Here is a 25,816-nt window from a genome sequence, read left to right on the forward strand (position 1 = left end):
CGGCAACGCGTGGCAGGCGGGCGTGCGATGACCCGCCTAATTATCGTCGGCGGCGGGCTCGCGGGATCCCTTTCAGCAGTGGCCCTCGCCAAGCGACGGCCCGACGTGGACCTGCTGTTGATCGAGCAGGGCGATGCTTTCGGCGGCAATCACATCTGGTCGTTTTTCGACACCGATGTTTCCGACGAGGATCGTTGGGTACTCCAGCATTGCGAGCTGTCGCATTGGGCAAAGCACGACATCCGCTTCCCGGGACGCCGCCGGACACTTGGTCTGGGTTACAACAGCCTCCGTTCAAGCTGCTTGGATGAGCACGTTCGCGCCGTGCTGCGTCCAGAACAGTGGCGGCTAGGCAGGAAAGTTCATTCGATCTCTCCGACCTCGATCACCCTCGCCGATGGCGAGCAGATCGAAGGGGATGCGGTCATCGACGCACGCGGCCCGAGGTCCTTCCCGGGCCTCGAACTCGGCTGGCAGAAATTTGTCGGTCGGGTTTACCGCTTTCAAGCTCCGCACGGCGTCGAGAGACCGGTCATCATGGACGCGACCGTGAAGCAGCTCGACGGCTACCGGTTCGTCTACCGGCTCCCCCTCAGCGCAACCGACCTCCTCATCGAAGATACTTATTATTCCATCTCACCGGAGCTGGACCGGCAGGCGCTTGATGCCCGGCTCCATGAAATAGCCTCAGGCGTCGGACCTGAGCGGGAGATCCAATCGGAGGAGCACGGCGTACTGCCGGTGGTGCTCGGCGGTAACGTGGGCAGCCTCTGGCGCGGTGAGCCGATCCCCCAGCTCGGCCTCCGCGGAGGGTTCTTCCATCCGACAACCGGCTATTCGCTGCCGGACGCCGTCCGAAACGCCGTCATCCTCGCCCAACAAACCGATTTCAGTCCCGCAGGGCTCTACGACCTCTTTCGCAGCCGCTCGACCGAGCTTTGGCAGGAGCGGTCATTCTTTCAGCTCCTCAATCGGATGCTGTTCCATGCGGCCGAGCCGGGCCAAGCGTATCGCGTCCTTGAGCACTTCTATCGGCTGCCGGATCCGGTCGTAGCGCGCTTCTATGCTGCGGAGATCGGGAGCCTGGACAAGCTCCGAATCTTGAGCGGGCGTCCCCCGGTTCCAATCGGACGTGCACTAAGCGCCCTCCGGTCAAAGGCCGCATAATGCGCAAGGTTGCCATCATAGGGTCCGGCTTCGGCGGCCTCGCCCTGGCCATTCGCCTTCAGTCGGCAGGCATCGACACGACGGTCATAGAAGCCCGCAACAAGCCGGGTGGCCGCGCTTATTTCTGGGAGGTCGATGGGCACGTTTTCGACGCTGGACCGACGGTAATCACCGACCCGGCCTGCCTTCGGGAACTATGGGAACTGGCCGGCGAGGATATAGCTCGCGACGTCGAGCTCGTGCCGGTCTCGCCTTTCTATCGCTTGTCCTGGCCGGACGGCAGCACGTTCGATTACGTCAACGATGATAAGGACCTGGCACGCCAAATTGAGGCGTTAGAGCCCCGCGACGTCGCCGGATACCAGCGCTTCCTACGCTATTCGGAAGGGGTATACGAAGCCGGCTACGAGGAATTGGGCGCAGTGCCCTTCCTCGATTTCAAATCGATGCTGCAAGCGGCGCCGAAGCTGGCCCGATACCAAGCCTGGCGATCCGTCTACTCGACTGTCTCACGGTTCGTCCGCAACGAGAAGTTGAGGCAGGCGCTCTCCTTCCACTCACTGCTCGTGGGCGGGAATCCGATGTCGACCAGCGCGATCTATGCCCTCATCCATAAGTTGGAGCGAGACGGCGGCGTCTGGTTCGCCAGAGGTGGCACCAATCGATTGGTGGCGGGCATGGTCCGCCACTTCGAACGCTTGGGCGGGAAGCTCCGGCTTGGCGAGCAGGTGGCGGAAATCTCGACCAGAAGCGGTCGCGTAACTGGTGTTCGATGCAAGAGTGGGTGGAACGGAGAGTTCGACGCCGTCGCTTCGAATGGCGACATCGTGCGGACCTACGATATCCTTAAGCACCCCGCTGCGGCGGCTTCTTCGACCAAGCTCAGACGGAAGCGCTTCTCGCCTTCGCTCTTCGTCGTGCATTTCAGCACTTCAGGGACTTGGGCGGATCTTCCACACCACAACATACTTTTCGGACCTCGCTATCGCGGCTTGCTGCGCGACATCTATCGCGCCGGGCGGCTCCCAGACGATCCGTCAATCTATCTTCACCATCCAAGCGCCACAGATCCATCGGTGGCGCCGGATGGTCGTTCCACGTTCTACGCCTTGGCGCCGGTCCCACATCTCGGACATGGCGGCATTGATTGGAACCGTGAAGGCGATGCTTACGCCCAACGGATTCTCGATATTCTCGAACAACGCATGATGCCGGGGCTGAAGGATAGGCTTGGTCCGGTCTTCCATTTCGGCCCGGTCGAGTTCGATCAGCAGCTCAACTCACATTTAGGCTCGGCATTCAGCCTTGAACCGCTGTTGACGCAGAGCGCCTACTTCCGTGTCCACAATCGGGATGCGTCCGTGCCCAACCTCTACTTTGTCGGTGCGGGCACTCATCCCGGGGCGGGGATTCCGGGCGTCGTCGCAAGCGCGAAGGCAACTGCGAGCCTCATGCTTGAGGATCTTGTAGCATGACCCGAGAAGAGATCGTTTCCGGCGCTCATGACGCGATCCAGTTAGGCTCCAAGTCGTTCCGCGCCGCGAGCAGGCTATTCGACCGGACGACGCGCGAGCGTGCCTGGCTGCTTTATTGCTGGTGCAGGCACTGCGATGACGTTTGTGACGGTCAAACCTACGGCATGGCCCCCGGGATACGTGGAAATGTTTCGGTACTCAGGGGGAAGACGCGCTCCGCGGCGGCCGGCGCCGACCTCGATGAGTTACCATTCAAAGCGCTGACGCTGCTCTTATCGGAGTGTGAAATACCCGATCAGTTCCTTGAGGATCACCTCCGCGGCTTCGCGCTCGACGAGATCGGCTGGCAACCGGCGACCGAGGAGGACCTCATCCTCTACTGCTATTATGTGGCAGGCGCGGTGGGCTGCATGATGGCAATCCTTATGGGCGTGCCAGCAGACGACGAGGAAACGTTGGAGAGGGCAGCCGATCTCGGCATCGCTTTTCAACTATCCAACATTGCGCGCGACGTCCGGGAGGATCTTGCAAGCGGTCGATGTTATCTGCCGGCAGAATGGCTTGCGGAATTCCGGGTCGAGCGGACATCACTGTTCGATCGCTCGAATGCATCGGCGCTCACGCAGCTGGTGCAGCGGCTGCTCGACAATGTGAAGATCTATGAGGACAGTGCCCGCCGTGGCGTAACCAAGCTCCCGTTTCGTTCGCGGCTGGCTGTCCTTTCCGCGCTGCGCATCTATGGTGCGATCGGCCGCAAGGTGGGCCAACTTGGAAGCGCTGCTTGGGATCAGCGAGTGTCAGTCGGAAGGCTCCGCAAATTGATGTTCGTCGCTCCTAGCTTCGTCGAGGCGCTTGCGATGGGACGCTCTTGAAGTCGCCGAGGCCTCCGTCCGTACCGCACAGGCGGTCCCAGAAGCGGAAGTAGAGACCGAAGTTACACAAATACTTCTCATGGTGCCGCTGGTGATGGCTTGCGGTGATGAGCCATCTGCCCGCACTTCCCCGGACCAGTCGAGCCGGAAATATCTCCCAGCCCATGTGATTGGTGACGCCCATCAAGGTCATCACCGTCAGGACGACGAGAAGCGCTCCGAAATGTATCGGGACGACCATCACCAGAGCAGGAATCACGATGGCTCCCGTCAGGGATTCCCAAGGATGGAAGCTCATGGCCGCCCAGGCCGTGGGATTCCGGCTGGCGTGATGGATCGCGTGCATGCGATTGAAAATAGCGGGACGATGCATCAACCGATGCGTCCAATAGAACCAGCTATCGTGAGCGAACAAATAGATCAGGATCGAAAGAGGCAGCCACCAAATCGGCTTCTCCCCGACATCTGAGTAGATCCGAGTCCATCCATGTGCCTGCCAACCCCACGCAAGAAGGCCGGCCGGCACGCCGTAGATGATGGCGCTGCCCAGTGACGACGCAATCTCCCGTCGAACCTGATCCGATCGGCCCAGAAATGTATCGGGCAGGCGTCGGTTCGTAACCCACGCGAAAGCACCGCTGACCAAGAGATAACGGGCGGCGACGATTAACGTGACTGCCAAGATCGAAGCTACGGCTGCCTGAGCCTCGGTCAAGGTCGGGGCGCCCGGATGGTCGCCTTCGCGCTGCTGGCAAGCTGTCGCTTGAGCTTCTCCGGCCGCGCCGCCCAAAGAAAGCCGAAACTCACTGCGCCTTGCCTGCCAGACACCGCGTGATGGAGACGGTGCGCCTGGATGATGCGCTTCATGTAGTTCGAGCGCGCGGCATAATGGTGGCTCAGCCTGCGATGGACGATCACATCGTGGAAGCCGAAGTAAATCGCACCGTAAGCGGCGATGCCCGCACCGATCCAAACTGCCCAGCTCCCCCAATGCAGCTGAACGCCACCGAACAGTAAGACGATCGAGGGGATCGCGAAGATCAGCGCGTAGAGATCGTTCAGTTCGAAGAGTCCTTCGCGCTCGCGGTGATGGCTTTCGTGAAGGAACCAGCCGGGCCCATGCATGATCCAGCGATGCGCGACGTAAGCGACCGCCTCCATGGCGAAGACGGTCGAAATGAAGAGCGACGGACCCAAAAGCGCAGACACGACGTCAGCCACTACAAGGCCCGATGAGAACCTGCATCATCTGGCGTAGCTGGCGTGGTAGCGCGATCAGTCTTCGGTGGAGCGCCGACGATCTTATCATATTCTTCGGCAAGCTCATTGAGGAACGCCTTGGTCTGGGGGTCGGTCGTCATCTCCGCGTGTAATCGGCAGATACGTGCCCATTCGTCCGGCTTCATCCGTCACATACCACAAGTCGCGCAACCTTGAGAGCGCACTACCAAGAACGTGGACGCCTAATCGATACGGCCTTTAGGCCTTACCGAGGACTGCGACATTAGACGCGACACTGGTGATAAATGCAGTCGCGAACGTCCGCTTTCGATCGAAAGCGGACCAAAAGGAGATGGTCCGCTCCCGGCCAAGACCTGTCATAGCCGCCCCAACGAGCTCGGGAGAATCGGGCGTCATCTTGGCCCGCACGCCAAAGATTCAAATTGCGGCGATACCTAGGTGGTTACCTTGATGGGCCAAGCAAGATTAGCTTGCACGAGCAAGGTGAGCGTAAGTCGCTGTCAAATCTAAGAAAAATGGTGGACGCACTAGGGCTCGAACCTAGGACCCGCTGATTAAGAGTCAGCTGCTCTACCAACTGAGCTATGCGTCCACTGCCGTGAGGCGGAAGCTCCCTGCGTCGAAGCGCACTGGAGCGGCGGCGCCGGTAGCATGGCGTTAGATCGTGTGCAACCGCTGCGTTTCAACTCGCTATGCGAGGCGCGAGACCGTCCTTTGCTGGCGCTCCAGCGCCATCAGCAGACCGAGGCACAGCATCACCGTCATGACGGCAGAACCGCCGAAGCTGACGAGGGGGAGGGGGACGCCAACCACGGGCGCCAGGCCCATCACCATCATCAGGTTGATCGAGACGTAGAAGAAGATCGTCGCTGACAGGCCCGCCGCCGCAAGCTGCCCGAAGCGTGTGCGGGAATTCTGGCTCACCTTCATCCCCCAGCGGATGACTGCACCGAAGGCGCAGATCAGGAGCACGCCGCCGACCAAGCCCCATTCCTCCGCCATGGTCGCGAAGACGAAGTCAGTGTGGCCTTCCGGCAAGTAATCGAGGTGGCTCTGGCTGCCGTGCAGGAAGCCTTTGCCCCAGATTCCGCCTGAACCGATCGCGATCTTGGACTGCGCGATGTGGTAGCCCGCGCCGAGCGGGTCGCTTTCCGGATTGAGGAAGACGTCGATCCGCTTGCGCTGATAGCCGTGCATCATCGAGTAGACGATCGGCGCGGCCACGGCGACCGCCGCGACCGGCGCAGCGAAGAGCCACCAGGGCAGGCCGGCCAGGAACATGACGGTGACGCCGCACAGCATCACCATGATGCAGGTGCCGAGATCCGGCTGCACCAGGATCAGGAAGGCAGGCACGCCGAGCAGCAGCGCTGCCGGCCAAATTGCGCGCCATTTGCGGATCTCTCCGGCGGGCACGAGTTCGTAGAAGCGAGCGAGCGTGAGCACGATCGCAGGCTTCATGAACTCGGACGGCTGCAGTCGGATCGGCCCCAGATCAAGCCACCGCTGGGCTCCTTTGCCCACGAACCCAAGAACCTCGACGCCGATCAGCATCACCAGCGTGACCGCATAAATGGGGAAGGCGAGCGACTTGATCGTTGCCTCGCTCATCCACGACATCAGGACCGCGACGCCGAGGAAGAACAGGACCACGATGCCCTGCTTCAGTGCCCAGGGCTGTGCCGAGCCTCCAGCTGCAGAGTAAAGGACGATCAGCCCGAAGGTAGCAATTCCCGCGATGAGGAAGATCAGGCGCCAGGGCAGCTTCGCGAGTGGGCGTGGAATGATCGCGGAGGTGATCATGCCGGATTCGCAGCCTGGGAGGCTGCCTTGAACGCCGCCAGCTCGCGGGCATTGCGTTCGGCCAGCGTTCCACCCCACTGCTTCTCCAGAGGCTCGAGCGCCTGGTATGCCTTCTGCTGATCGAACAAATACGTCATCGTGTCGCGGACGATCGGAGCCGCCGCCGAAGCGCCGAAGCCGCCGTGCTCAATGATGCAGCCGATCGCGTAGCGCGGCTTGTCGGCGGGTGCGAAGGCGATGAACAAGGCGTGGTCGCGAAGCGCCCAGGCTCCCTGGTGACCACGCTCGCCTAGCCGGAATACCTGGGCGGTTCCGGTCTTGCCGGCCATCAGGATGCCGTCGAGCGGAAGCTTCGAGGCGACTGCAGTGCCGCGCTCGTTGACGACGGCTGCCATGGCATCGCGAACAATCGCCAGATGGGCTGGGTCGACGTCGAGATTGGGAGCGGGCTTGCGTTGGCCGGCCATGAGCAGTCGCGGCTGAAGCAGCTTCCCGGCCCCAATTCGCGCCGGCATCACTGCCAGCTGCATCGGATTGATCAGCACATAACCCTGGCCGATCGACGTGTTGGCTGAGTCATATCCCTGCCACTCACGATGATATTTCTTCATGAGCCACTTCGGGTTCGGCATCGTTCCGAAGCGCTGCGTCGGTATCGGCAGGTCGAATTCCTGCCCGTAGCCGAGATAGTTGACCATGTCGGTCGTCTGCTCAGGATCGGTGATGAGCCCGGTCGCCCAGAAATAGGTGTTGCAGCTGCGCTCGATCGCCGAGCGCATGTCCATCGATCCGTGGACCGCATCGCATCGGAAGTAGCGGTTCCCGATTTGATAGCCGCCATTGCAGACAACCCGCCGCTTCGGGTCGACGCCCTGCTTCAGGAACGCCAAGGCCATGGCCGGTTTGATCGTCGATCCAGATGGATAGAGCCCCTGGGAAACCTTGTTCAGCAGCGGGATGTGATCGTTCGCGGAAAGCGCCTTCCACTCCGTCCGGCCGATGCCTTCGCTGAAGCTGTTCGGATCGAACGCGGGCATCGAAACGAACGCGAGCATGTCGCCTGATGCGACGTCGATCGCGACGAGCGCGCCCGACTGGTCGCCCATGCGTCGCGCTGCATATTGCTGCAGGCCCTGGTCGATGGTCAGCTGGACCGTCTGGCCGCTACGATCGGGTTTCGGGTCGAGCTCCTTGACGAGCTTTCCGCGCGCGGTGACCTCAACGCGCTGGCCGCCGGGGACGCCGCGAAGGTGCGGTTCAAGCACTTTTTCGAGACCCTGCTTACCGATCTTGAAGCCCGGGATGATCAGCAGCGGGTTCTTGTCCTCGGCCTCATATTCCTTCGCGTTCGCAGTGCCGACATAGCCGAGCAGGTGGGCTACGGCCGGCCCATCGGGATAGTATCGCGAGAAGCCGCGTGTCGCCTGAACGCCTGGCAGGTCGGGCAAACGAACGGTAACTGAAGCATATTGCTCGTAGGAAACGCTGTCGGCCACCGACACGGGCCGGAAGCCGCGCGATTCCGCCAGCTCGCGCCTGATCCTCTCGACATCGTCCTCGTTGAGCGAGAGCAGCTTCGCCACCTCGGGAACGACGTCGCGGTTTTTCTCGAGCTGCTGCGGAATGATGTCGACGCGGAAGCTCGAGCGGTTGATCGCGAGCGGCTTGCCGATACGGTCGATGATCCAGCCGCGCCGAGGCGGGACGGGGATCAGCTGGACCCGGTTGCTCTCGGACAGCAGCTGATATTTCTCATTTTGCGCGACCGACAGCCAGCCCATCCGCCCGATCAGCATGGCGCCTACGGCTGCCTGCGCCCCGCCGAGCAGCATCATGCGCCGCGAGAAGGTGATCGATTGGTGCGCGTTGGTGAACCGGACGTGCTTCATCGCCTGAGTCTCCAGGCGTCGATGCGGGACACGATCCAGGCGCTGACGGGGAATATGCAGATGGAAATGACGATCGGCGGCACCATGCTGGAATAGGGCAGGCGTGCGCCGTTGAGCGCCGCCAAACGCCATTGCATCCATTGATCTATCGAAAGCAGCACCGCAGCCAGGACCCACTCAACCCAATAGTCACGCCACATGGTACGGCGATCGATGAGATCGAGCACCAGCATTGTCGCGCTCCACAAAGCGACTGAGAAACCTATGGGATATCCGGTGAATAGGTCATTGATGAGGCCCAGCGGCGCGGCCCACCAGGGCGGCCAGGGATCGGCCCGCAGCAGCCGCCAGCTGATCAGCACCAGATAGCCGAAGTCCGGGTACCAGCCATTGTTTGAAATGATGGGCAGCGCCGCAAGAAGCGACGCCACGATCACCGATGCCGCAGGGACATAAGGTGCGTAGGGCGCTGGCTCGCGGCCGATGCGGGTCCTGCCGGTCAGCGCCGCGCGGACCATCAGGGGGCTTCCTCGGCGGCTGGTGCAGATTCGGCAGCCACGGCCACAGGTTCGAAGGGTGGCTGGACGATGGCGAAGCTGATGTTTGACGGGTCCGCGAGCGGGAGTGCGACGGCGCCGTCGTCATCGAGTTTCACAACGCGAGCGATCGGCACCAAGGGCGGATAGAGGCCGCCGGTTCCGGAGGTGATAATGATGTCGCCGCGCTTGAACGGATTGCGGCCGACTTCGAGCGGACGGACGTCGATCGTGCCGTCGCCCCGTCCTTGGGCGATCACTGGGATTCCCCCTCGAAGCAAACGAGCCGGGACGATGTTGGCGCGATCGGAAACTAGGAGGACGCGGGAGGCTAGGGCGCCGGCATCGATGATGCGTCCGACCAAACCGTCGGCCGAGCGTACAGGCATTCCGATACGAACGCCGTCGGTAGTACCTGCGGAGAGTATGGCGAAGCGGCGTGGGCTATTGAACGACGAGCCCACGATGCGTCCGGTCGCGACCGTGTCTTCCTCATGCTCCCGAAGGTTGAGCGTGGCCTTGAGCTGCTGATTTTCCTGGAAGATGGCCCTGGCTTCGACCATCCGCCGAAGCATCGCCTGACGCTCCCGTTTCAGCTTGCCGTTCTGGTTGGCTGCGTCCCAATAGTCGCCTGCGCCCGTGAAGACGCCAGACATGGTTGCCGTCACTTCGTGAAGTGCGCCGGTCACTGGAGCAGTCACATCGAGCGCGGCCCCACGGACCCCATTGAACGTCTTCGGCGCGACCAGCGAGAGGACGAGCAGCAAGACGCCTACGATGATCCCGGCCATCACGGCCAGAAAGCTGAAGAAGAGCCCGTACTGGGCTCGCCGCGACCAGCCGGGACGCGCGGTCGCCACCGGGCGTTACTCCGCTAGGCCGTCTGCAGCACGCCGCGGAACTGCTCTTCCTCCAGCGCGCGTCCGGTGCCGAGCGCAACGCAGGTGAGCGGATCGTCGGCGACGGTGACGGGGAGGCCGGTTTCGTCGCGCAGGACCTCGTCGAGTCCCTGAAGAAGCGCGCCGCCGCCAGTCAGGACGATGCCCTGATCGCAGATGTCGGCGGCGAGTTCCGGCGCCGTGTTCTCGAGCGCGATGCGGACGCCTTCGACGATCGTGCCGACCGGCTCGGAGAGCGCTTCAGCGATCTGGCCCTGGTTGATCGAGATTTCCTTGGGCACGCCGTTGACGAGGTCGCGGCCCTTGATGTGGACCGTTTTGCCGATGCCGTCGACGGGCGGCTTGGCGATTCCGACTTCCTTCTTGATCCGCTCGGCGGTGGCTTCGCCTATCAGCAGGTTGTGGTTGCGGCGGACGTAGGAGCTGATCGCTTCATCCATCTTGTCGCCGCCGACGCGCACCGAGGTTGTGTAGGCGAGACCGCGGAGCGAGAGGACCGCGACTTCGGTCGTGCCGCCGCCGATATCGACGACCATCGATCCGATCGGCTGTGTCACCGGCATGTCCGCGCCGATCGCGGCGGCCATCGGCTCCTCGATCAGGAAAACGGCGCTGGCGCCGGCATTGGAAGCCGCGTCACGGATCGCGCGGCGCTCGACCGAGGTCGAGCCCGACGGAACGCAAATCACGATTTCCGGGAAGCGCCAGGCGCGCATCTTGCCGCCGTGGACCTTATGAATGAAGTGCTTGATCATCTGCTCGGCAACATCGATGTCGGCGATGACACCGTCGCGCAGCGGCCGGATGGCCTCGATCTGGTCGGGCGTCTTGCCCATCATCAGCTTGGCGTCGTCGCCGACAGCCTTAACTTTCTTGACGCCGTTGATCGTTTCGATCGCGACTACCGACGGCTCGTTCAGGACGATTCCGCGGCCTCTGACATAGACGAGTGTATTAGCGGTCCCCAGGTCGATCGCCATATCGTGCGACATCCACTTGAACCAGCGCGTCCAGAACATTGATTTCCCCGTCTTTCGCCTAATCCCCGGAAGGCGGCGGACACCCTGTCCGCAGCTTAACTTCCCATTGAACTCTTTCCGTTGAATACGCTCTGAATTTCCGCGAAAAATCAGTGCTTCGCCGGCGCCCCTTCGATGGGCTAGGAATGGTTAACATGTCAATAAAAAGGCTGCCGCCGGAACTCATCAATCGCATCGCCGCTGGCGAGGTCGTCGAACGGCCCGCCAGCGCGCTTAAGGAATTGATTGAAAACAGCTTGGACGCTGGTGCGAATCAGGTCGCGGTACGTCTGTCGGCCGGCGGACTCGAGCTCATCGAGGTGGCCGACGACGGCTGTGGAATGGCGCCTGAGGAGATGCGGCTCGCGCTTGAGCGACACGCTACCTCTAAACTGCCGGACGAAGCCATCGATCGAGTCACGACCTTCGGGTTCCGAGGGGAGGCCCTGCCATCGATCGCGAGCGTTTCGCGCTTCATCCTTGAAAGCCGAACGCGAGGTTCCGACGGGTGGCGCATCGAAGTCGATCATGGTGAAAAAATAGCGGAGGGACCTGCAGCACTCCCGCCCGGGACTCGCATTCGCATTGAGCGGTTGTTCGACAAGGTGCCGGCGCGGCGGAAATTCCTGCGCTCGCCCCGCGCGGAATATGCGGCCTGCCTCGATTCGGTGAAGCGCCTCGCGATGGCGCGGAGCGACGTAAGCTTCACGCTCGATCATGACGGACGGCGGATCCTGACGCTCCAGCCGTCCGAGGCACCTGCACGCGTGGCAGCTTTGCTTGCCCACGAACTCGATCGGCATGGGGTGGGCATCGATTGCGCCCGCGACGGATTGCGGCTGACCGGCGTCATCAGCCTGCCGACCTTCAACCGCGGCATTGCTGATCAGCAGTTCCTGTTCGTCAACTCGCGGCCAGTGAAAGATCGTCTGCTCGTTGGCGCGCTTCGCGCCGCGTACCGCGACCTTGTCGCCCGGGATCGCCACCCCATCGCAGCACTGTTTCTCGAGGTGCCGCTCGAAGAGGTCGACGTTAACGTTCATCCGGCGAAGACCGAAGTCCGCTTCCGCGATCCCGCAGCCGTGCGCGGCCTCATCGTTGGCGGTCTCCGCCGGGCGCTGGACGACGAAAGCCAGCGTAGCGCCGCACGCGAGCAAGCCGCGACTCCGGTCATGTGGACGACGAGCGCGACCTACGACGAAGCGATCAATGGCCATCCAATTAATAGTGTGATGGGAGCGACAGACTGGCCGGTCCCCTCAACGGGCCCAGCAGTCGTCGCGGAGGCCAAGCGCCTGTTCGAGCCCGCGCCTCTGGCGCGCGCCGAGCCCGCGACGCAGCCCGTCCCCAGCTACCCATTAGGCGTTGCGCGCGGGCAGGTGGCTGCAACTTATATTGTGGCCGAGGCGGAGGACGGGCTGGTCATCGTCGACCAGCATGCGGCTCACGAGCGGCTGGTGCTTGAACGCATGCGCGCTGCGAGGGAAGGGGGCACAATCTCGCGCCAGGCCTTGCTCATCCCCGAAGTTGTCGAGCTTGAGGAGACCGACTGCGACCGGCTCGAAGGTGCCGCCAACGAGCTGGCGGATATGGGCCTGGAGCTGGAACGCTTTGGCCCAATGGCGATGATCGTCCGTGCGGTGCCGGCCGCCTTGGGCAAGACCGATGCTGCAGAGCTGTTGGCGGACCTCTCTTCGGAAATCGCGGAACTCGGCGGCCCCCTGAGCCTGCGCGACAAGCTCGACCTGGTGGCGGCCACGATCGCTTGTCACGGATCCGTCCGAGCCGGACGCATACTGTCCGTCGCCGAAATGAATGCTCTGCTTCGGGAAATGGAGATCACTCCGCGCTCCGGCCAGTGCAACCACGGACGGCCTACCTGGGTGAAGCTCGGCCATTCAGAGATTGAGAAACTCTTCGGCCGCAAGTGAGACTTGATCGGCGCCGACTCATTGTTAGATGCCGAGCTCAGGGAATGGGGTCTCCCTTATAACCGCCGATCGGCTGATGGCTCCTACAGGCTCATTCGTGATGCAGTAGGAGGAACATGCTTTATCTTCTCGTTTTCGTCGGCGCAGGAATTGGCGGGGCATTACGTCATGGCGCCAACACTGCTGCCGCGCGCCTGCTAGGCTACAATCTTCCCTACGGCACTTTGATCGTAAACGTCGTCGGATCATTCGTGATGGGGGCGCTCGCAGGCTATTTCGCTCTGCGCCCGGGAATCTCGCAGCACGTCCGCCTGTTCCTCACCACCGGAATTCTTGGTGGTTTCACGACATTTTCCACTTTCTCACTCGACACTGCTCTTCTAATCGAGCGCAACAGCTACGCGCTCGCGGCCGGCTATGTGATCGGTTCGGTGGGCGCGGGTATTGCAGCCTTCTTCTTTGGGCTGGCCATTTTCGAACGCAGGATTCCATTACCTTGAATATCGATCTGATTCCCGTCGGCGATAACCCGCCCGAGAGCCTCAACGTTATCATCGAAGTCCCGGTCGGCGGCGAGCCGGTCAAATATGAGTTCGACAAGAAGTCGGGCGCCTTGTTCGTCGATCGTATTCTCCACACGCCGATGCGCTATCCCGCCAACTACGGCTTCGTTCCGCACACCCTTTCGCCCGACGGCGATCCGTTGGACGCACTGGTCATCGCTCGCTCTCCGTTCGTTCCTGGCTGCGTGGTCCGTGCGCGACCGATCGGTGTCCTCAACTTGGAGGACGAGCACGGCGGGGACGAGAAGTTGATTTGCGTGCCGGTGGATTCGACCTTCCCTTATTATTCGGATGTCGGCGAGAGGCAGGACCTGCCGTCGATCGTCCTTGCCCAGATCGAGCATTTCTTCACCCACTATAAGGACCTGGAAGCCGAGAAGTGGGTGCGCGTGGGTCATTGGGGCAATGCGGAAGATGCCCGTCGCATCGTTGTCGAAGCGATTGAGCGCGGCCGTCAGCAGAAGGCTGGAGCGGGCGCATAAACTTTTAACGCGAATTCTGACTAGCCGCGGCGCCTACCAAAAACAGGAGTTGGGAGATGGCGGATTGCAACCTGATCCATGTCGCGCACGTGAGGCTGAGGAGCAGGATCTGGCTCAAGCTGCTGGGAATGGGCGATGTTGCGGAAGCGCATCGTAAGTTCCAGCGCGCGTCATCTCGAACGTGCCCGTACGGGGATCGTGGAAGGCAAGAATCGCCAATTAACTCTCCTTGATAAATGTTGCAGTTCGACAACGCTCGTCTGGAAAATCATTGCGAAATGGCCGCAGCGCATTGTCGGGCGGTCGCGAGCCGGTGTAGGCCGCGACCACTAGTTTTCGATCGAAAGGGGATCCTAGTGAAAACTCTATATGCTGGTATCGCTACGGCGGTTGCGCTTGCTGCGACACCCGCTCTAGCCGAGGCCCCAACCGGGCCTCGCGTCGAGATTTTCGGCGGCTTTGACAATATTCGTGAAGACATTCCGCAGGCACCGCTCGGCCAAATCGTCGAGGGGCAGGAAGTTCGGTTGGAAAACACCGGTTTCCTCTATGGCCTCGGTGTGGGCTGGGACTTCCCGGTCAGCAACTCCATTGCCGTCGGCATCGACGGTGAGGTGAGCGGCAGCACTGCCAAGCTGACGAAGAGCTTTGCGGGTCAGATCATCTACAACGGAGCTGGTCCGTTTGTTGATGAAGACGACGAAACATATTACGTCGATTATTACGCGGATCTTCATTACAAGATGAAGCCGAAGTGGGACTGGTACATCGGTCCTCGCGTCAGCTTCTCGGTGTCGCCGAACGCCAATATCTACATCAAGGGCGGCTACACGAGCCTGAAGGTCAACCGTAGCGTTGTCTTCAACGACAGCGAGACCGGTGATCGCCTCAATCCGGCCACCGATTTCGATCCGGATTTCGTCGATTTCACTCCGGTTCCGAACTACGGCAGCTCGCGCTGGCTTCACGGCTGGCGCCTTGGTGCAGGTGCCCAGGTCGGTCTCGGCGGTGGTTTCTACACCGGCGGTGAAGTCCGTTACTCGCACTACAACGAAGGTGTGACCCGTTGGCAGGGCGTCCTGTCGCTGGGTTACCACTTCAACCACGCGGCTCCGCCGCCTCCGCCGCCTCCGCCGCCCCCGCCGCCTCCGCCGCCTCCGGCGACGCAGACGTGCCCGGACGGTTCGGTGATCCTGGCGACGGATACCTGCCCGGCACCGCCGCCTCCGCCTCCGCCGCCTCCGCCGGCGCCAGAGCGCGGCTAAGGCCGAACGGTAAGTGCAAAAAGGGGAAGGCGCTGCGGCTCAGCCGCAGCGCCTTTTTCTTTGTTCAGTGAACTGTTGAGGCGCGTCAGGAGATCGAGCGTAGCCGCTCGAACACTTGCTCGATCATTGCAGCTCGCGCTTCATCGCGGGCGGCTCGCAAGCGCGGGTAGCCCTGCGCTTCTTCGTCTTTCAGCTGGTCTGAAAACCGTCCGGCGCGAACTTCCTGCAGGATCGCCTCCATTCTGGCTTTCACGCCTCGGTCGACGATACGCTTGCCGCCGACCGTGGCACCCAGTTCCGCAGTATTGGAAATCGCCTCACGCATGCCTGCGATCCCGCGCGCCTCGATCAGCTCCGCAATTAGCTTCAGCTCACCTACGCATTCGAGATAAGCGACTTCAGGCGAGATGCCGCCGCCCACCAGCGTCTCGAAGCCAGCCATCAGCAATTCCGGAACACCGCCCCAGACGACCGCCTGCTCATTGAACAGATCGGCTTCGGCTTCTTCAGCAAAACTCGACGCGATCAAACCGGCACGACCGCTGCCGATCGCCTTCCCATAGGCGAGGGCGATGTCTCGAGCGTTTCCGGTTGCGTCCTGCTCGACGGCCCAAAGGGCGATCATGCCCTTGCCTTGCTGGTAGAGCGATCGCAGCGCCGTCCCCGGCCCTTTTGGCGCGATCAGGAACACATCCAGGTCCCCACGCGGCTCAACGAACCCAAACCGAATTGACAGGCCGTGGCTGAAGCCCAGCGCTGCACCTCGCCGCAACTGCGGTTCCACCTCGGCGTAGAGCGAGCCGTGGATCTCATCCGGGGCCAGCATCATCACCACATCCGCGGATCGAACAGCATCTTCGAGCAGGGCGGTCTCGAGGCCGGCAGCCTCAGCCTCGATCATGCTTCCTGAGCCACCGCGAAGCCCAACCACCACGTCGACGCCGCTATCATGCAGGTTCAGCGCCTGCGCTCGCCCCTGATTGCCGTAACCGAGAATTGCGACGCGCTTCCCCCTTAGCGCAGAGGGATCGATATCGGCGTCGCGCAGCAGTTCCATGGCCGTGGACTAGGCCGTTGTTGAAAGCAGTTCCAGCGCCCGGGGTAGGGACGCATCCTCCATGGGTTCGGTAAAGCGCGGCCATTCAGCTGGGGGCTGATGCGCGAACCACGTATATTGGCGCTTGGCATACCGCCGGGTGGCTTGCTGCCCGGCCGCGACCGCCTCTTCCACTGTTGCGTCACCCGATAGGAGGCAGGCAAGCTCGCGCACCCCAATCCCTCTCATCACTGGCAAGTGGGGATTGAGATTGCGGGCCAGAAGCAACTGGACCTCTTCGATCGCGCCTTGCCGAACCATTTGCGAAAAGCGTTCGTCGCAGCGGCCGTAGAGCCAGTCCCTTGGCGGAAGCAGGATGATCGGGCGGAGGTTGATCTCCCGTCCAATTCCGCCCTCTCTTTCTTGCTGCCAATGGGCCAGGCGGCGGCCCGTCGAAAGTGCAACTTCGAGCGCACGTGCAATGCGCGCCGTATCAGTAGGACCGAGCCTTCCCGCAGCTTCCGGATCGAGGTGGACGAGCCTCTCACGGTTCACGGCGACAGGGGACGCTCGGACCTCCTGTCGAATAGTCTCGTCTATCGGCGGGACGGGCGCGATACCTTCAAGCAATGTGCGCAAGTAGAGGCCAGTCCCGCCCGCAAGGATCGGAATGCGCCCGCTCGAATGGATCTCCGCGATCTCTTCGCGGGCTCGACTCGCCCAGTCCGCCGCGGAGCACGCCATGGACCCATCTAGATACCCGTAGAGTCGATGCTGGGCGCGATGCCGTTCTTCCAAGCTGGGTGCGGCGCTCAGCACCGGAAGGTCTCGGTACACCTGCGCACTATCGGCATTGACGATGACGCCGCCTGTTTGCTCAGCCAGCGCTAACGCCAATGCCGACTTGCCGCTCGCGGTCGGTCCCGCAATTAAGGCGACAGGAGGTTTGGGTTTCGAAGCCATGGCGATTGCGACGCTGATAGCAGCGGGACGACTGGATGACAGGCTGATCGACCGCGCACTGGGACTGCTGCGAGAGATCGATCCTAAGGCGAGCTTTCGTCATTGGATCGACGAAGGGGACGCGGCGGACCTGAGCTTCTCAGGCGATCTCAAGATCGCTCGTTGGGCGCTTGCCGCGCTGGATCGTGTGGACGTGGTCGTTCAGGCCGACGAGCCTCGATGGCGGAGGCTGCTCGTCGCCGACATGGATTCGACGATCATCGGCCAGGAATGCATCGACGAGCTCGCAGACTACGCGGGCCTGAAGGAGAAGGTGGCGCGGATCACCGAGCGCGCGATGCAGGGTGAGCTCGACTTCCCTGGCGCGCTTCGTGAACGGGTGCGGCTGCTTGCCGGGCTGGATCAAAGCACGCTGAGCCGATGCCTGGATGAACGTGTCGAACTCACCGCTGGCGCCAAAACCTTAATCCAGACGATGAGGGCAGGAGGGGCGAGCTGCCTCCTGGTCTCGGGTGGTTTCCTCTCGTTCGCGGAGCCCGTCGCCAAAGCCGTGGGGTTCGACCGCGTCAAAGCGAATCGGCTGGTCTTCGCGGGTGGGAAGTTGAGCGGGGAGGTTGGAGATCCGATCGTAGATGCTACGGCCAAGCGCGAATCGCTGATCGAGGCGCGGGATGAGCTGGGGCTCGGTCGTGAAGATGTCATGTCGGTCGGTGACGGAGCCAACGACAAGCTCATGATTGAGGAGGCGGGCCTCGGCGTCGCTTTTCGCGCCAAGCCGGCGCTCGCCGAAGTGGCCGATGCCGAACTCAAGTATCACGGCCTCGACGCCTTGCTCTGGGTGCAAGGCGTCAGGCGGCGCGACTGGTTTCGCGGCTGACTATTTAGCGGCTACTGGGAAGCAAGCCTGTCCATGCAGGGATGCGCACGCGGAAGCTGCGGCTGCGCGGCTAGGGTAGGGCCCGACCTGCAGGCGGACCACCGGACCGGCCGAAACATAAGCCGGCTGCTTTCCGCCGAGAGACCCAGACAGCTTACGGAACAGCGCCTCAGCCGACCCGCGCTGCGAGAATGCTCCAAGTTGGATGCGCCAGCCGCCACCCGTCGCAGTTTGGACTGGAGCAGTCGAGGGCGCGGGAGCAGCAACTGGCTTCGCAGGTTTGTCCGTCACGGTTTGGATTGGCTTTGGCGCAGGACGAGCCGGCTTTGAGCTCGGCGGCGGCGCTTGTTTCGCTTTTGCCATGGCAATTGCCAAAGCCTTCTTGCGCGCTTCGACTGGCAGAATCTGGTTGAGCTGATCGAGCGTGGCCTGGGCCGGCGGCAGTCCTTGAGCCGCCGCCCGACTGACCAGCGCATAGCCGAGAATTGGGTCCTTTTTTATCCCATCTCCGTTGAAGAGCGCGGTGCCGTAGATCAGCAACGCACGCGGTTCTCCCCGATCTGCTGCCAGCTTGAGCCAGCGGAGGCCCGCCGGGCGATTACCGTTCTCGAATAGCATCAGGCCCAGCGTCGTCTGCGCGTCGATATGTCCCTTTGCAGCCGCGCGCTCGAACCAGGTTTGCGCAGCAGAGAGGTTCGTCGGCACGCCGCGCCCCAGGCGGTAAGCCTGGCCGAGGTTGAAGGCCGCGTCGCTGTTGCCTTTCTCGGCAAGGGGTCTCCAGATGCGAACGGCACCCTCGTAATCCGCCTGTTGCCACGCCTGGATGCCGGCCCGGACGGTCTGCGCAGAAATTTGTGACGCCATTACGCTCAACAAAACAGCGACTACTAAGTGTCTCAGAATCATCCCTATTCCTACTCGCCGCCGGTGTAGCGCGGCATGACTTATCCTCAAACAGCGTCGTAACAGTGTTAACCAGATTTTAGAGGAAGTGGTGCCACTCAGCCGGTGAACGACGTCATTGGTCGAGGGGAATTTCATGCGCGTCTTGGCTTTAGCATCGCAGAAGGGCGGGTCGGGTAAAACGACTTTGTCCGGTCATCTTGCGGTGCAGGCGCAAATGTCTGGCGCCGGGCCTGTCTGCCTGATCGATATCGATCCGCAGGGCAGCCTTGCAGATTGGTGGAACGAGCGGGAGGCAGATATGCCGGCATTCGCCCAGACCACCGTCGCTCGTCTTGCTTCTGACCTTGAGGTCCTTCGTCAGCAGGGCTTCCGCCTTGCCGTCGTCGATACGCCCCCGGCCATCACCATGGCGATCCAGAGCGTCATCGCGGTCGCTGAGCTGATCGTCATTCCCACTCGCCCGAGCCCCCACGATCTTCGTGCCGTCGGAGCCACCGTCGACCTGTGCGATCGCGCCGGCAAGCCTTTGATCTTCGTTGTCAATGCGGCAACGCCGAAAGCTAAGATCACTTATGAAGCAGCGGTTGCGCTTTCGCAGCATGGTACCGTTGCTCCCGTCACTCTCCACCATCGCACCGATTTCGCGGCCTCGATGATCGACGGCCGGACGGTAATGGAGATCGAACCGAACGGCCGCTCGGCCAAGGAAGTTCAAGAGCTTTGGGAATATATTTCAGATCGGTTGGAAAAGAATTTCCGCCGGACGGTGTTCGCTGCGCCGGGTGCGGCGCCGGGCATCGCGCCGGCCAGTCCGCGTCCGGTCGGCGGCTTCGGTCGCCGCGTCGTCGGTCAGTAAGGAGCCGACCCCAGTGAACGAGCCCAAGCCTTTCGCTTCTCTTTCTTCCGGTCTCCTTGCACGCAAGGGCGCTGCGCGCCCGGCGATGCGGCCGCAGGGCTTCGGCCAGGTTGGCGGCAATCTCGAGGATCTCGGTTGGAACGACATGGGATTCGAGCCGCCGAAGGTCGTGGCTGCACCGCGCGACGAGGATCACGACGCGTTCGGCGACGACGTTGTCGAGCATCCGCGCGCTCATCCAACTGGTCTTACTCCGGTCGGTTCGCCTGTTCATTCGCAGCAGGCTGAAATTGAAGACCGTTTCAACATTGACGACGGCGACGAAGAGTTCGATGAAACTGCTGAGCCCTATGTTCCAGAAGCTCAGCCAGAAACCCGAACGATCGTTGCTCCAGTCGCTGTCCGCGCTGCTGAGCCGGTTCGTCGGCGTGCGCCTAGGCCTCGAGCTGCCGCAGGCAGCAAGGGGAAGGCGGCTTTCACGCTGCGACTCGACCCAGAGCGGCATCTCAAATTGCGACTCGCGTGCGCTGTCGGTGGCCGATCTGCCCAGCAGATCGTCACGGACGCGGTCGACCAGCTTCTGGCTGCAATGCCGGAGCTGGATACCCTGGCCCAAAAGGCCAAACGGAAGGGGTAATCCAATGGCAAGAGCTTTTCGCTTCGGCTCTGCAATCTCATTCATCGCCCTCGCATCACTGACCGCAGGCTGCGCATCTCCGCAGAACCATGTGAGCAGCGCCGGTTTCGGCGGCAAAGCGAACGGCGAAATCGGCCTCGCCACCCGCGCGATGGCCGCGCTGAACTCGAACAACGTGCCAGCCGCGATCGACTTCGCTGAGCGTGCCGTGGCGAAGACGCCGAACGACGCGGGTTTCCGTGCTCTTCTCGGCAGCGCCTATTTCGCGGGCGGCCGCTTCAAGTCTGCCGAGGCCGCTTATAAGGATTCGCTGGCTCTCTATTCGAACCAGCCTCAGGTCGTCCTGAAGCTTGCGCTGGTCGAGATCGCGCAAGGCAAGAACAATGAGGCGCTCTCGTTCCTTGACGCTGGCCGCGACGTTCTCGATCCGGCTGACTACGGTCTTGCTCTCGCTCTCGCTGGTCGTGCGGCCGAGGCGGTTTCGGTGCTTGAACCTGCTGCTCGTGCCGAGGGCGCTGACGCTCGCGTCCGTCAGAATCTTGCACTTGCCTACGCTCTCAGCGGGGACTGGACCAATGCCCGCACCGTTGCGGCGCAGGACGTCCCGGGCGATCAGCTCGACGCCCGTATCCAGCAGTGGATGCAGATGGCGACGCCGGGCAGCCAGTCGACCGCGGTTGCATCGCTCGTGGGGATTACGCCGGCGGCGGTGGATCGGGGTCAGCCGGTCCAGCTTGCGCTCCGCAAGACCGACACGATGATGGCTGAAGCCGCTCCTGTGCCGCAGCCGGCTCCTGCGCCTGCTCCGGCACCGCAAGTTGCTCAAGTTGCGCCCCCGGTGGCCGCGCCTGTGCAGGCCGTGCCGGCCCCCGCGCCGGTTGCCGTTGCCGAAGCAGCTCCGCCACCGGAGCCGCTGCCGTACGTGAATGTTCCGGCGAAGGTCGCCAAGGCGACCGCCGGGCAGTCCAAACCCCGCGCGGCCTCGAAGCCGGCAGCAGTCCGCATGGCTGCTCGCGGTAAGTCGAGCGCGGTGGTCCAGCTCGGCTCGTACAGCAACGCCGACCGAGTGCTAGTGGCCTGGAACGCCAAGGCGCGGAAGTTCCGCTCGCTCCAGGAATATACCCCGATGAGCGCTCGCTTCTCGACGGGGAAGGGGACCTTCTATCGCCTGTCGGTGAAGGGCTTCGGCAGCGTCAACGAGGCGCTCGCACTTTGCTCGTCGCTCCGTCGCGCCGGAGGCAGCTGCTTCGTCCGGAACGTTGCGGGCGACGCCCCGGTCAACATCGCTTCGGTCAGCTAAGCTCCGACCAGAAGCTCCAGGCACGCCATCCGCATCGCCACGCCCAGCTCAACCTGGAGCGTGATCAGCGAGCGTTCCGGATCGTCGGCGACCAGCGAATCGATTTCTACGCCGCGGTTCATTGGGCCGGGGTGCATGACCACGGCGCCTGGTGCCGCTTTCGCGAGCCTCTCCGGCGTAAGGCCGTAGCGCTGAAGATATTCTCCCGGCTTGTCGCCTAGGTCTTCGTCAAGCCGCTCGCGCTGGATGCGGAGCATCATCACGACGTCGGCGCCCTGGATTGCATCGTCGATCGAGAGGCGAGGGAGCCCGTCCGGAAGAAGCTCCAGCGGGCCGCCAAGCCGTACGTCTGCGCCGAGGCGCGGCAGCAGCTTGGCGTTGGATCTTGCGACACGGCTATGTTTGATGTCGCCGCAAATAGCGACCTTAAGTCCTTCCAAACGCCCGAAATGTTGGCGGATGGTGACTGCATCCAGCAGCGCCTGGGTGGGATGCTCGTTGGTCCCGTCGCCGGCATTGATTACCGGCGCGTCCATGATCAGCGCGACTGACGCTGGAGCACCATTCTCGCGGTGGCGAATGACGAGAGCATCAGGCCGCATCGCGTTCAGCGTGCGCGCCGTGTCTTCGAGCGTCTCTCCCTTCTTGACCGAGGAATGCTCCACGGAGAGCGAAATGGCCGAAGCGCCCAGCCGGTGCGCGGCCGTGGCGAAGGACATCGCCGTGCGGGTCGAGTTCTCATAGAAGAGATTAAAGACAATCCGGCCGGCCAGAACATCGGTCGAACGGCCGCTCCGATTCTCGGTAAAGAAATCGTCGGCGCGATCCAAAAGGGTCGCGATCTGCGCGTCAGTCAGCGAATCGACGGAAAGCAGGTCCACAAGCAGGCGGCTTATTGCGGACCCGGAAGATTGGCTAGCGCATCGATGGCGCCCTGAAGAATGTGAGCCGCAGCAAGGGCGTCCACCTTCTCCGCTCGTTTGGCTCGGCTCACGTCAGCAGAAATCATTGCTCGTTCAACGGCTTGGGTCGACCAGCGCTCATCCCATAGAAGAATGGGAAGTTCGAGCGGCGCAAGGTTTCGCGCGAATGCTCGAACGGACTGTGTCCGGGGACTGTCCGTGCCGTCCATATTCAACGGCAAACCAAGTACTAAGCCAGCGACCTTTTCACGCCCGATGAAGGTCCTGAGAGTCTCGAGATCCTGCGTGAACTTGCCGCGCCGCAGTGTCTCGACCGGGCCGGCGAAGTGCCAGCCCGCATCGCATATGGCGAGCCCGATGGTCTTCGTGCCGACATCGAGAGCGGCGAGCTTGCCCCCATCCGGCATCCCCGATGCGAACTCCGCAGCGTTGTTTGTGATCACCGATGCCATGCAGCGAGCCTCCGCTCCGCATCCCTGCGGATTGCGCCCCAGAAGAGTGCATAGTCGTAGACGTGATAATTATTGCCCGGAAGCACGTAGGGACCGAGGGGCGGAATCTGCCCGTCGAGGATGAGCAGTCCCTTGTCGCAATGCGCTCCGACGGTGCCCGGCTGGATCGTGGCCGACTGCAGGTTGGCGGTCGGAACGAGCGTGCCCGGATTGGCATCGGCAGCAGCGACGCCGTTCTGAGTTCCGCTGATCGGGTTGACGCACAGCAGGTCTTCGCGTCGCCGCGGAGCCCCCGAGAAGCCCGAGCTATGCTCGTACGGATCCAGAACCAGGTCGGCGTTCGCCGGATCACCAAAGCTCAGCCACGATAGAATGCAGCCGGTCTGCTGCTCCGTTCGACAGCCCGGCAGGCCAAGAGCGGGGAGGTCGGAAGTGGCACTGATCGGCCAGCCAACGACATAGGCCGCAACGATGCGGTTCGCGATTGGCTTAGCCGCAATCCGTTCCTTGAGCAGCCGCTCGAGGTGAAGTGCGCCCTGGCTGTGCCCTGCAAGGATAATCGGCCGGTCGCCGACTTCCTTCACGAACTGGTCGAAGGCCGCCGACACGTCGGCGTAGGCGAGGTCCAGCGACTTCTGCGCATCGGCACTGTTCAGCAGGAACGCGCCGTATGCCGCCTGTCGGTAACGCGGCGCCCAGACCTGACCCGCCGCATTGAACGCGCTCGCCTGGCTCTGCGTGAAGAGGCGCGTCCGAAATTCAGTATCTCCGCCTGGTTCGAGAGGCGCGTTCCAGCGATCCGTGTAGAGGTAGGTCGTCGGGTGGATGTAGAAGACTGCCGCATTTCCTGAGTGATCCGCACCCATGCCGTCCGGCAGCCAGCGTGATGGGTCATTGGGTAGTCCGGGATGGGCAACCCAGTTTTGCGGCAGATTATAGTCAGGCCCTGCGCCCGCCTTGGCCGCGACGAAGTGGCCCTGCGGCGTGCCCTGCGTCTTCAGCAGCAGGCTGCCACCCCATTGATAGATCGCGAAGGCTCCCGCGACGACGAGCAGGATGAGGATGAAGATCGCCATCAGGAATCGTCGCGCGCACATTGCCGGGCGCCCTAGGTGACGCTCGGAATGGCCGCAAGGTCGCTGCCTCTCGTTGCGCAGAGGCGATTTTCGCCTAGGAATTCGCAGGAAGATGGCAGACGAGGATCTCAGTAGCGGCGAGCTTTTCCGGATCAATCCGAAGGCGCGAGCTCATATTCAGATCATTGGCCGCCAAATCCCGGTGTTGCTGATCGAAGACGTTTTCGACCGACCCGAAGCGCTGAGAAACAGGGCGCTCGAACTCGACTATCGTCCGCCCAATTATCCTTACCCGGGCAAGCTCGGCGACCACGACCAGGATGAGCCGTCACTTCGGACATTTCTCACGACGGTGCTCAGCATAGTGAACCGAGAGTATATTCCGCGGATACCGCCGATCTCCGAGAATGGGCGGCCCATCTCCCAGTTCCGTCGAGTGCTCTCCGATTTCGCGATTACCGATGTGCATCCGGACGATCTTTCGGACGAGCAGCGGAAGCCCCATGTCGATCCGGTTCCGATCTTCGGCTTGGTTTATCTCAATCCTGTCGAACGCGGTGGCACCTTGTTCTTCAACCGAACGGGCGTTGAGCCGGACGGAAACCATGCCGGATATTTTGTCGAAGGTAGCGAGGAATATGCGCCGGTCGGCAAGATCGAAGGCCTCTTCAACCGCCTCGCTGTCTACCCGGGCTTCGTGCCGCACACTGGCGAGATCGTCGGCGACTGGATCAAGGGTGACGAACGTTTCACCACGCCGCGTCTGACCCAGCGCCTGGTTTTCTTCCCCTAAAAAAGAATAAGGCGGCCGCGAGATCGCTCCCGCGGCCGCCCCCTCCCATAAGCCTAGGGCTTATTGATATTCAGCGGTCACCACGAACGGTGCGCTGTAAACGCCGTTGGCCTGGTTCGCCTTAATCTGGAACACGCCGCCGACGCCGACCGTGAACGATCCGCTCCCGTCGATCACGCGCGTCGTGGTCTGGTTACCAGCGACGACCGTGCTCGCGGCAGCGGTGTCGAAGGTCATGCCCTGAACGGTGATGGTGTTCGAACCGCTCGTCAGCACTGCCGGCGCCTGAAGGGTCAGGACGACGCTCTGGTTCGCCGTGCCTGCACCCGTGAACAGCGCGCGGCCACCGGTGGCCGACAGAACGCCGACTACGCCGCCCGTAACGGAACGGCTGCCGTCATCGGCGCTGATCGCTACAGTGCCGGCGACGGTCGGGTTCGCAACCACGGTACCGAAATCGAGGTCCGTGTTCTTAGCCAGCGTCAGGGGAAGGACGACGACGCCCTTCGCGACTGGATTGCCGGTTGCCGTGACCAGCTGGGCCGAAGCCGGGCTCGCCGCAGCGATTGTTGCGGCAATGGCCGCGAGAAACTTGGTGTAACGCATCTTGATTCCCCACAATTCAACTGAGGCGGACAAGATGCCAACGGCGCGTCAAAACGTATTGAAAAGACGGGGTTTAGGTGAATTTAACCCTGTTCGTCAGTCATAGCCTCCAGCCAAGCACCCGCGACCGAAGGGGAAAGCGGATAGTTAGCGTCGTAGTAACGATGATCGTTGCGAATCCCGGTTCACGGCGGCGCATCCTCTGATCGAATCAGTTCGCTTAACCGGCGGTTTTCCATCGGACGACC

The 25,816-nt window shown here is 62.3% G+C and carries 27 protein-coding genes, 1 tRNA gene and 1 riboswitch; of the genes, 12 read left to right on the forward strand and 16 right to left on the reverse strand.

Features of this window, described 5'->3' with window-relative positions:
* The first annotated feature begins 27 nt into the window (after positions 1-27).
* From crtY to AC4GYV_RS04730, 3 genes are read left to right on the forward strand one after another with little or no spacing between them, the layout of a single operon-like run.
* Positions 28-1,167: a lycopene beta-cyclase CrtY gene (gene crtY / locus AC4GYV_RS04720; RefSeq protein ID WP_491099508.1), complete on the forward strand. Its 1,140-nt coding sequence runs from the start codon at positions 28-30 to the stop codon at positions 1,165-1,167.
* Entirely contained in the window at positions 1,164-2,642 is a 1,479-nt protein-coding gene (locus AC4GYV_RS04725) for a phytoene desaturase (RefSeq protein ID WP_491100386.1), read from the forward strand. The genes crtY and AC4GYV_RS04725 overlap by 4 nt, the downstream gene beginning before the upstream one ends.
* The gene (locus tag AC4GYV_RS04730; protein ID WP_491099510.1) at positions 2,639-3,514 is read left to right on the forward strand and encodes a phytoene/squalene synthase family protein; all 876 of its coding nucleotides are present in this window, start codon (positions 2,639-2,641) and stop codon (positions 3,512-3,514) included. The genes AC4GYV_RS04725 and AC4GYV_RS04730 overlap by 4 nt, the downstream gene beginning before the upstream one ends.
* Here AC4GYV_RS04730 and AC4GYV_RS04735 read toward each other — a convergent pair.
* From AC4GYV_RS04735 to AC4GYV_RS04775, 9 genes are all read right to left on the reverse strand, one after another.
* A complete protein-coding gene (locus AC4GYV_RS04735; protein ID WP_491099511.1) occupies positions 3,477-4,196 on the reverse strand; it encodes a sterol desaturase family protein in 720 nt (239 codons plus the stop codon). The genes AC4GYV_RS04730 and AC4GYV_RS04735 overlap by 38 nt on opposite strands.
* Before the next feature lie 29 nt (positions 4,197-4,225).
* Positions 4,226-4,675, reverse strand: a complete 450-nt coding sequence (locus tag AC4GYV_RS04740; protein WP_491100387.1) for a sterol desaturase family protein — start codon at positions 4,673-4,675, stop codon at positions 4,226-4,228.
* Between the two features lie 59 nt (positions 4,676-4,734).
* The gene (locus AC4GYV_RS04745) at positions 4,735-4,920 is read right to left on the reverse strand and encodes a hypothetical protein (RefSeq protein ID WP_491099512.1); all 186 of its coding nucleotides are present in this window, start codon (positions 4,918-4,920) and stop codon (positions 4,735-4,737) included.
* Between the two features lie 352 nt (positions 4,921-5,272).
* Positions 5,273-5,348 (reverse strand) — tRNA-Lys (locus AC4GYV_RS04750).
* 98 nt (positions 5,349-5,446) lie between these two features.
* Positions 5,447-6,559 (reverse strand): rod shape-determining protein RodA, encoded by a 1,113-nt coding sequence (gene rodA / locus AC4GYV_RS04755; protein WP_491099513.1) that lies wholly within the window; start codon positions 6,557-6,559, stop codon positions 5,447-5,449.
* Positions 6,556-8,448, reverse strand: a complete 1,893-nt coding sequence (gene mrdA / locus AC4GYV_RS04760; protein WP_491099514.1) for a penicillin-binding protein 2 — start codon at positions 8,446-8,448, stop codon at positions 6,556-6,558. Before mrdA ends, rodA begins: the two co-directional genes overlap by 4 nt.
* Entirely contained in the window at positions 8,445-8,966 is a 522-nt protein-coding gene (locus tag AC4GYV_RS04765; protein WP_491099515.1) for a rod shape-determining protein MreD, read from the reverse strand. The genes mrdA and AC4GYV_RS04765 overlap by 4 nt, the downstream gene beginning before the upstream one ends.
* Positions 8,966-9,844 (reverse strand): rod shape-determining protein MreC, encoded by an 879-nt coding sequence (locus tag AC4GYV_RS04770; protein ID WP_491099516.1) that lies wholly within the window; start codon positions 9,842-9,844, stop codon positions 8,966-8,968. The genes AC4GYV_RS04765 and AC4GYV_RS04770 overlap by 1 nt, the downstream gene beginning before the upstream one ends.
* A gap of 14 nt (positions 9,845-9,858) precedes the next feature.
* Positions 9,859-10,902, reverse strand: coding sequence for a rod shape-determining protein (locus AC4GYV_RS04775; protein ID WP_344697747.1), 1,044 nt, complete (start codon positions 10,900-10,902; stop codon positions 9,859-9,861).
* Positions 10,903-11,057: 155 nt separating this feature from the next.
* On the opposite strand from AC4GYV_RS04775, the gene mutL reads away from it, so the two are divergent.
* From mutL to AC4GYV_RS04795, 4 genes are all read left to right on the forward strand, one after another.
* A complete protein-coding gene (mutL, locus tag AC4GYV_RS04780) occupies positions 11,058-12,833 on the forward strand; it encodes a DNA mismatch repair endonuclease MutL (RefSeq protein WP_491099517.1) in 1,776 nt (591 codons plus the stop codon).
* Between the two features lie 31 nt (positions 12,834-12,864).
* Positions 12,865-12,926: riboswitch (Fluoride riboswitch) on the forward strand.
* A 23-nt stretch (positions 12,927-12,949) separates the two neighbouring features.
* Entirely contained in the window at positions 12,950-13,333 is a 384-nt protein-coding gene (gene crcB / locus AC4GYV_RS04785) for a fluoride efflux transporter CrcB (RefSeq protein ID WP_491099518.1), read from the forward strand.
* Positions 13,330-13,878, forward strand: a complete 549-nt coding sequence (ppa, locus tag AC4GYV_RS04790; protein WP_491099519.1) for an inorganic diphosphatase — start codon at positions 13,330-13,332, stop codon at positions 13,876-13,878. Before crcB ends, ppa begins: the two co-directional genes overlap by 4 nt.
* Positions 13,879-14,234: 356 nt before the next feature.
* Positions 14,235-15,143 carry an outer membrane beta-barrel protein gene (locus tag AC4GYV_RS04795; RefSeq protein WP_491099520.1) on the forward strand — a complete coding sequence of 303 codons (909 nt, stop codon included), beginning with the start codon at positions 14,235-14,237 and terminating at the stop codon, positions 15,141-15,143.
* Positions 15,144-15,228: 85 nt separating this feature from the next.
* Here the strand turns inward: AC4GYV_RS04795 and ilvC are convergent, their stop codons facing one another.
* Positions 15,229-16,200: a ketol-acid reductoisomerase gene (gene ilvC / locus AC4GYV_RS04800; RefSeq protein WP_491099521.1), complete on the reverse strand. Its 972-nt coding sequence runs from the start codon at positions 16,198-16,200 to the stop codon at positions 15,229-15,231.
* Positions 16,201-16,209: 9 nt separating this feature from the next.
* Positions 16,210-17,142 carry a tRNA (adenosine(37)-N6)-dimethylallyltransferase MiaA gene (gene miaA, locus AC4GYV_RS04805; protein ID WP_491099522.1) on the reverse strand — a complete coding sequence of 311 codons (933 nt, stop codon included), beginning with the start codon at positions 17,140-17,142 and terminating at the stop codon, positions 16,210-16,212.
* Between miaA and serB the strand changes: the two genes are divergently transcribed.
* Positions 17,126-18,019: a phosphoserine phosphatase SerB gene (serB, locus tag AC4GYV_RS04810; protein ID WP_491099523.1), complete on the forward strand. Its 894-nt coding sequence runs from the start codon at positions 17,126-17,128 to the stop codon at positions 18,017-18,019. The genes miaA and serB overlap by 17 nt on opposite strands.
* Here serB and AC4GYV_RS04815 read toward each other — a convergent pair whose 3' ends face one another.
* Complete coding sequence (locus AC4GYV_RS04815) at positions 18,020-18,883, reverse strand: SPOR domain-containing protein (protein WP_491099524.1); 864 nt, start codon at positions 18,881-18,883, stop codon at positions 18,020-18,022.
* Positions 18,884-19,058: 175 nt separating this feature from the next.
* On the opposite strand from AC4GYV_RS04815, the gene AC4GYV_RS04820 reads away from it, so the two are divergent.
* Genes AC4GYV_RS04820 through AC4GYV_RS04830 form a run of 3 tightly spaced genes read left to right on the forward strand, consistent with a single transcriptional unit; the run spans position 19,059 to position 21,718 of the window.
* Positions 19,059-19,781: an AAA family ATPase gene (locus tag AC4GYV_RS04820; protein ID WP_491099525.1), complete on the forward strand. Its 723-nt coding sequence runs from the start codon at positions 19,059-19,061 to the stop codon at positions 19,779-19,781.
* 13 nt (positions 19,782-19,794) lie between these two features.
* Positions 19,795-20,418 (forward strand): hypothetical protein, encoded by a 624-nt coding sequence (locus AC4GYV_RS04825; protein ID WP_491099526.1) that lies wholly within the window; start codon positions 19,795-19,797, stop codon positions 20,416-20,418.
* A gap of 4 nt (positions 20,419-20,422) precedes the next feature.
* A complete protein-coding gene (locus AC4GYV_RS04830; protein WP_491099527.1) occupies positions 20,423-21,718 on the forward strand; it encodes an SPOR domain-containing protein in 1,296 nt (431 codons plus the stop codon).
* Here AC4GYV_RS04830 and AC4GYV_RS04835 read toward each other — a convergent pair.
* The 3 genes from AC4GYV_RS04835 to AC4GYV_RS04845 are packed head-to-tail and all read right to left on the reverse strand — an operon-like array spanning position 21,715 to position 24,190.
* Positions 21,715-22,605 carry an aspartate carbamoyltransferase catalytic subunit gene (locus AC4GYV_RS04835; RefSeq protein ID WP_491100388.1) on the reverse strand — a complete coding sequence of 297 codons (891 nt, stop codon included), beginning with the start codon at positions 22,603-22,605 and terminating at the stop codon, positions 21,715-21,717. The genes AC4GYV_RS04830 and AC4GYV_RS04835 overlap by 4 nt on opposite strands.
* Positions 22,606-22,610: 5 nt before the next feature.
* Positions 22,611-23,084: a Holliday junction resolvase RuvX gene (ruvX, locus tag AC4GYV_RS04840; RefSeq protein ID WP_491100389.1), complete on the reverse strand. Its 474-nt coding sequence runs from the start codon at positions 23,082-23,084 to the stop codon at positions 22,611-22,613.
* Entirely contained in the window at positions 23,081-24,190 is a 1,110-nt protein-coding gene (locus tag AC4GYV_RS04845; RefSeq protein ID WP_491099528.1) for a DUF3089 domain-containing protein, read from the reverse strand. The genes ruvX and AC4GYV_RS04845 overlap by 4 nt, the downstream gene beginning before the upstream one ends.
* A 91-nt stretch (positions 24,191-24,281) precedes the next feature.
* Here AC4GYV_RS04845 and AC4GYV_RS04850 point away from each other — a divergent pair, with 91 nt between their 5' ends.
* The gene (locus AC4GYV_RS04850) at positions 24,282-24,962 is read left to right on the forward strand and encodes a DUF6445 family protein (protein WP_491099529.1); all 681 of its coding nucleotides are present in this window, start codon (positions 24,282-24,284) and stop codon (positions 24,960-24,962) included.
* Between the two features lie 60 nt (positions 24,963-25,022).
* On the opposite strand, the gene AC4GYV_RS04855 is transcribed toward AC4GYV_RS04850, so the two are convergent.
* Positions 25,023-25,568, reverse strand: a complete 546-nt coding sequence (locus AC4GYV_RS04855) for a DUF4402 domain-containing protein (protein ID WP_491099530.1) — start codon at positions 25,566-25,568, stop codon at positions 25,023-25,025.
* Between the last annotated feature and the right edge of the window lie 248 nt (positions 25,569-25,816).

This window comes from Sphingomonas sp. SP4 (genome assembly GCF_058313375.1).